The organism is Turicibacter sp. HGF1, from assembly GCF_000191865.1.
Classification (GTDB): Bacteria; Bacillota_I; Bacilli_A; order MOL361; family Turicibacteraceae; genus Turicibacter; species Turicibacter sanguinis.
The window spans coordinates 44514-51566 of record NZ_AEXQ01000131.1; the positions used below are offsets into that span (position 1 = coordinate 44514).

Sequence of the window (7053 nt, forward strand, 5' to 3'; positions counted from 1 at the left end):
TGATTTTAAGAGGATTTAGGACTTATTTAGCGTAAAATGAATCACCAGTCCACTTTCCCTTCCATTTGTGGCCCAAATTCGTCCTCCATGAGCACCGATAATGCTTTGACAAATAGATAAACCAAGCCCTGCTACCTTCCGACTTTGATCTGACGTATAAAGTGGCTTGAAAATCTGCTCCAATTCTGTCTCTTTTACCCCACATCCTGTATCAGCAATCGAAATCAAAACCCCCTTTGCCTGTGATTGAATCTTAATCTGTATCCGCTTGATGGTTGATTCCTTCATATGCTTGATGCTATTGTCGATAATATTTCCAAATACACGTCGGATTTTTCCATAATCAATCTCAAGAAGCTCATCCTGACACATATTTTCAACCTTAAACTCAACGCCAATTTCACTTAGTTCTAACTCATAATCTTGACGTAAATGTTCCTCTAATTGCTTTACACTCATCTTCTTTTTATGGAGTGAACTTCCCAAATTATAATTTAAGTAATGATCAAACTCATCAATAAGCTCCTTAATCACCATTGACTTGTCATAGATGGTCTCCGTATATCGTTTCATTCGTTCTGCACTTAAATTTCCTTTGTTCAATCGTTCTGCATACCCCATGATTGAAGTAAGCGGTGTTTTAATATCGTGTGAAATTGAGGCTATAATACGGCTTTGTTGGAGCTTTTGATCTTCAAGTTCATTTGCCAGATGTACAAATCGGTTTTTAAGCTTTCCAACTTCGTCACATCGATTTGTTTTTCGTGGCTTTATCCCCTTTTGATATTGATCCATATCTAGTTTTAAACCTTCAATTGGCTTGATAATAAATAAGTATAGTAAAGTAGTTAAAATGATAATACTGATCACAATATTAAATTGTTCAAAATCAAGCAAGGTCATAACTGGTGAAATTGCAAATGGATCTTCTACAGACAATATTCCTGTTACCTTTAGTAAATAATAGCTGCCCTCATATTCAAAAATAGAAGATTCATGGACACCCAGACTCCCCTTGATAGTTGGTTTATTTTCATATAGCGTTTCCCCTTCTAAGTTTTCAATCACAATTTGATAACAATCACCGTTATGAAAGGACTTAGAACCATACTCATCAATCGACTGATTGCTTTGGATTTTAGATAAAATTTCAAAAGTTGTCGCATTCACACTTTGTTGAGCTTCCTCAATTTCTACTAATACTTGATCGGATAAATAAAAATTATAATACCAAACAAGGGTCCCAAAGTTTAAAATAAAGATTAAAAAAATGACGATGGCTCCTTTTTGTCGTAAACTCATCGTCCTTCTCCTTCAGGTTTAACTAGTTTATACCCGACTCCCCAAATGGTTTTAATATACTGATTATCTGGGTCTAACTTTTGACGTAGATTTTTGATATTAACCGCTACTGTTCCAATATCACCATAATTTTCGCCCCATATCGCATCAAAAATTTGTTCACGACTTAACACACGGCCACTATTTTCAACGAAGTACTGAAATAATTGAAACTCACGAGGAGATAAATCAATATTAACCTCGTCTTTAAAGACTTCATATCGATTTAGATATAATTTGAAACGATCAAACGGCAAAACATCTTGTAAGGATTCAATGGCATTCATTTGATGTCGTTTTTCTCTTCTTAAATGTGCTTTGACTCGTGCAACTAATTCCTCTACAACAAAAGGTTTGCAGATATAATCGTCTGCTCCCATTTCAAGCCCCAGTAAGGTATCAAGCGTTCTGCTTTTTGCACTGACAAAGATAATAGGCGCTTTCAATTGATCACGTACCCGGCGACATAATTCAAGCCCATCCATCTTTGGCATCATAATATCTAAAATCATGAGTGAAATCTCACATGATTCTTCTATCTTTTCTAACGCTTCGTTCCCATCATGACAAATGATTATTTCAAATCCTTCATCTTCAAGAGCATCCGCAATTAAATATGCAATGGCTTGATCATCATCCACAATTAAAATACGATCCATGTTCAATTCTCCTTCCCTTCAATATAAAGAGAGAGAAGCCAATCATTGCTTCTCTTTCCTATTATACATGTTCTTAATGATTAAAATCCAAATAAGTGTAAAAGTTTTTGCCAAAAATTAAGAGAAGTTTCTTCGACAACAGGGACTTCAACGGTTATATCTTTTGCGATTGCATTTGTTTTCATCACAAACTGAACGGATTCAACCTCCGTATTTTTATCAGACACAAAAGATTTCATTTCAAAGTCGCCACCTATTATATCTGAAATCATTTCATCCACTTTATCACTGACTTCTTGATCAATTCCAGTTGTTTCTTCTCTCATTTGTCCTGTTCCATCTGAAAGTTCAATTGTTCCATCGACTAGTTGGTTCACTCCATCAGCAAGACTTACCGTTCCATTATACAGTTCAGTCGTTCCATTTTGAAGCTCTGTTGTTCCACTTTGTAGTTGATTCACGCCATCTTTTAAGGTATTGGCTCCATCTGATAAACTAGTTGTTCCACTTGCTAACCCATTCACTCCTGTTACCAATGATTTAGCCCCTTCGCCTACTTGTGACACACCATCAGTATAGGCTAAAATTCCTTGATGAAGTATCTGGTACTCTGTGGCTAACTGTGCGACTCCATTATTTAATGTCTGCACTCCTTCGCGAAGTGTCGCCATTGGTCCTGTTGAAGAGAGCATTCCTGATACACCAGAGACTAATGTTACAATCCCAGAATGAATGCTATCATAATTCGCATTTAAAGAACCAATTCCACCAACAACTTGATTCACCCCTTCATTAAATGCACCATAATTGGCATTTAATCCGTCCATTCCAGCAGAAATTTGGCCAATTATTCCTGCTTGTTGTTGATAAGCATAAACTAGTGCCTGAACATTTGTGTCTTGACTACTACTAAGCGCGGCTAGTAATCCCTGCATTTCTTCTGATTGTGATGATGCGGCAAGTTGTTGTAAAGCCCCTGCGCTTTGAGAAATCCCTGCTGCAATTTCATTTGAGCTATTGACAAGTGACTGACTACTACTTGCTAAATCATTAAGTCCTCCTTTAAATGATTCTGATCCATTTTGAAGCTGTGATAGACTATTTCCCATCTGCCCACTCTCTAAGATGAATTGATCGACTCCACTTAATAAAGCTCCTGCTCCTTCTTGTAATTGATGGATTCCATTCACCACAGCTTGAGATCCTTCTGTTAACATAGAATTTTGACTCACCAAGGTATCAAGCCCAGTCGCTAATTCTAAAGATCCATTTTGTAGTCTTGAAGTCCCGTCCTTTAACGTTTGAATCCCTGAGTAAAGACTAGAACTTCCAGCCGCTAATTCATTCATTCCCTTACTTAAAGACGTCGCACCATCTTTTAGCGTATTCACCCCATCTTTTAATGTTGCTGTGCCATCTTTTAAATCAAAGCTTCCGTCTTTCAGTTCTGTTGCACCGTCGTCAAGTTTTACCACTCCATCTTGAAGTTCAAGTAAACGATCGGTAAACTCACTTGTGTCTGGATTATCAATATTCAAATTTAATGGAATCCCATTAATTTGAATGCCATCCATACTAAAGTCTGTTGAATTCACTGTAAACTCAATTTCTTTTTCATTTCCAGCCATCATGGTATAGACTAATTGTTTTTTACTTCCTACATTGGCAACGGTTGCTCCCCCAGACTTAACAAGCGTTGTATAAGTTGAATCAAATGCAATCGTGGTTTGAAGAGCAAAATTTTCAAAGAAAACTGAATCGACTTTTGTATTTTCTTTCACACTTAATTTCACTGTGATTTCTCCATTTGCCCCTGCAAGTTCATTGGCGTCTACTTTTTTACCATTTAAATAATAACTAATGTTCAATAACCAAGGAATGTCTGTCGTTTCCAAATCTCCTTGATAATAAAAACGTCCATTCACATCATCAATCGTAATTTTATCTTGTGCTAACGTAATGGGAGCTGTTGTCGTTAAATTACTAACACTGGTATAAGGTCCGTAATCGACGATACGACCTCTACTTTCTGAATTAAATACATTCACGACATAGATATTTTCAACATTACCGCTCTGGTTTAAATTAATATAAACGACTTCTTCTTTCGGAATATTTACACTTGCCAATACCCCAATTTGAGTTGAACTCATAATAAGTGCACTCACACTCACCATTGATACTATTTTAGGCATTGATGATTTCATGTTTAACTCCTCCACTCTTTTGTTCACGATAAAACTTTGTCTTTAAGGTTGTTTTTTCAATGATTGGATCGCATAAGACCAGTAAAGCTGGTAAGAATAATAACACTAAAATAACTGAAATAAATCCTCCACGTCCAATTAACACCCCTAATTGACTAATCACAACATTTGTTGAAATAATTCCAATATTTGCTCCTGAAATACATAAAATTCCACCTGATGTTAAAATTGATGGTGCTGTTTCCGTAATGGCACGCGTTGCCGCTTCATATTTAGAAACAGATTGTCGATGATGTAGGTAACTTTCAGCAAATAAAATGGCATAGTCCACTGTAGCCCCTAGTTGAACCGAATTAATGACCAAATAGCCAATGTAATTTAAACTTGTTCCACTATAATAAGGAACCGATAAATTAATCCAAATGGACGCTTCGATTGTCAATAATAACAAGACAGGTAAAGATAGTGATTTAAATGTCACGAGTAACACAACCCCAATGGCACCAATCGCTAACAGATTGACCCATAAGTTATCATTAGTTACCGTCTCTTTGATATCGTATGTACTAACAGATCCACCTGCTAGGTAATAATCATCGTCATAATACTCATGTGCAATCTCGCGTAGCTTCGCCACAAATTCAAAGGTTTGTTCCGATTCTTCATCTACCGCTGCTGTAATGATAAAGCGACTATAATCTTCTGAAATTAATTTGGATGCCTCATCTTCTGGTAAATAGTCTAAAGGAATCTCTGATCCTACGACATCAACGATGGATAAGACAGAGGTTACTTCAGGAAGGGTTGATAGGTTAGCTGACAGTTCTTTTTCTAATCCCCATTGCCCTTTTGGTACCATTAATGCAAAGGTATTTGCTTCTCCAAATGTTTCATTAATCAGAGCCTTTTCCTGTCCCACTTGTGACTCGGGTGTATTCATACCTGAAGATCCATACATAAAGTCTGTTTTTTGCTGAGCTAAAAAACAAGGAACAACTAATACAAGAACTAACACTAAGATTCCTGTTCGAACACGAGTTGCCAATTTTGCAATTTTATTAAATGATGGCATAAAGGAACGGTGATGTGTTTTATCAATCCATTTATACGTATACATCGCCAGAACAGGTAAGAAAAATAACACGGATAATAAACTGAAAATAATTCCTTTTGCTAAAACGATTCCCATATCTGGGCCAACTTTAAAACTCATAAGTGTCAAGGCAATAAATCCAAAGAAGGTCGTCAATCCACTTGAAAAGATAGAAGATGCCGCTTTAATCATTGCTTGATGCATCGCATCTTGGACAGACATTCCCTCATCCCTAAACTCTGCAAATCGATGCAATAAAAAGATGGCGTAATCCATCGAGACCGCTAATTGTAAAATGTTACTTGTTGCATTCGTAATGAATGAAATTTCCCCAAAGATGATATTGGTTCCCGCATTTAACGCAATCGAAATCCCAATTGTCACTAAAAAGAGAACGGGCTCAAACCATGAACTTGTCGTCACGAGTAATACGACAAAGATCATCGGAATTACAAACCCCATAATCATCGGAATTTCAGTTCCCGTTGAAACTTGAGCTGCAGCCGTTGTAACCGCTTCTCCTGTCATTGCTCCTTCATCTCCAATAATGGCACGAATATCATCTAACACTTTCACCGGCTCTTCTTCAGAAATTGTTAACGAATAAAGAACCCCGTTATCTACATACCACTTAGCTACCGTCTCTGGTTCTAGGGTTTCTAGAGGTTTTGTCACATCTTCAGAATCATCTAACCATTCAATTGACTCAACGCCTTCAACGTTTGCTAACGTTTCTTTATAAGCTAATGCCTCGACCACACTCACATGTGGAATATAAACACGTACATTGGGTGTTTTTGTCGTATAAGCATCATCCATCACTTCAAGCGCAAGCGTTGAAGGGGCATTATCAGGCAAATAATCAGCTAAATTATAATTCACTACAACCTGTTGTTTTAAAAACAAACACACAATGGCCGAGATAATAAAGCATAATAATACAGCCTTTTTATGTTTCAAGACTTTATCTGCTATCACATTCATAACTCTTTTATCCTCCTTTTTGTCTCTAGAGTTATCTTAACAACAAAAAATTAGAGAATCGGTTAAAAAAAATTAAGAAATATTAAAAATTAAAAAGCGCTTAAGAAAAAAACACTCCCAAAAAACAGTGTAAAATCTCCTTTTAACTTTTATCAGTTCTCTTTGCAAAGAGCCCTATCTCCACCGCCTGTGCCTTGCAGCCATCATATCCACTAGAGGAATTAGTCCTACGACCTCAACTGTTATAAAAAATTTAATACAAATAAAAGATTAATCTGAGTATAGTCGATGACTACTAACTTGAGATTAACCTTTTTTATTTTCTCTTCAAATATCTACTTTTAAAAAACTATATTTTCTCAGATAAATGCGGGATTGAATAGGATGTTTTAACCAACTAGAATTTACTATTTCATCAAATAATACGTGAGGCTAATTAAAGCTTGTTATAAAACAGGTTTTAATGTATCGATCGCTAAATCTATTTATTACTATAAACATAAATGAAATCAAACAAAATACGGCATGAGTCTGATTGAAGTCAGACCACATGCCGCATAAATTCTATTTTTATTGATTATCTATCTGACAGGATTACTTCACCTTCAGCATAGCCCATTATAATATTTAATTCAATTATAATAAGACTAAATTTTATCCATAAAAAAAGTTATCTCATTTAAATAATAATTATTTTTTTCTATTTTTATAGACAGCCACGATGCCAGATAGAGTTGTCATAATTCCACCTAACATAAATGGTAAACCC

At 35.9% G+C, this 7053-nt stretch carries 4 protein-coding genes; all 4 read right to left on the reverse strand.

Going from position 1 to position 7053, the window contains the following annotated elements:
• Nucleotides 1-15 precede the first annotated feature (15 nt).
• The gene (locus HMPREF9402_RS12775) at nt 16-1302 is read right to left on the reverse strand and encodes a sensor histidine kinase (RefSeq protein WP_009607544.1); all 1287 of its coding nucleotides are present in this window, start codon (nt 1300-1302) and stop codon (nt 16-18) included.
• Entirely contained in the window at nt 1299-2000 is a 702-nt protein-coding gene (locus tag HMPREF9402_RS12780) for a response regulator transcription factor (protein ID WP_009607560.1), read from the reverse strand. Before HMPREF9402_RS12780 ends, HMPREF9402_RS12775 begins: the two co-directional genes overlap by 4 nt.
• An 80-nt stretch (nt 2001-2080) precedes the next feature.
• Complete coding sequence (locus HMPREF9402_RS12785; protein WP_009607557.1) at nt 2081-4207, reverse strand: hypothetical protein; 2127 nt, start codon at nt 4205-4207, stop codon at nt 2081-2083.
• Complete coding sequence (locus tag HMPREF9402_RS12790) at nt 4188-6284, reverse strand: efflux RND transporter permease subunit (RefSeq protein ID WP_009607565.1); 2097 nt, start codon at nt 6282-6284, stop codon at nt 4188-4190. The genes HMPREF9402_RS12785 and HMPREF9402_RS12790 overlap by 20 nt, the downstream gene beginning before the upstream one ends.
• Nucleotides 6285-7053: the final 769 nt, after the last annotated feature.

Bases quoted from the DNA above. Each gene is read 5' to 3' on its own strand.
- HMPREF9402_RS12785 (WP_009607557.1), bottom strand. From the start codon at position 4,207: ATGAAATCATCAATGCCTAAAATAGTATCAATGGTGAGTGTGAGTGCA.
- HMPREF9402_RS12775 (WP_009607544.1), bottom strand. From the start codon at position 1,302: ATGAGTTTACGACAAAAAGGAGCCATCGTCATTTTTTTAATCTTTATT.
- HMPREF9402_RS12780 (WP_009607560.1), bottom strand. From the start codon at position 2,000: ATGGATCGTATTTTAATTGTGGATGATGATCAAGCCATTGCATATTTA.
- HMPREF9402_RS12790 (WP_009607565.1), bottom strand. From the start codon at position 6,284: ATGAATGTGATAGCAGATAAAGTCTTGAAACATAAAAAGGCTGTATTA.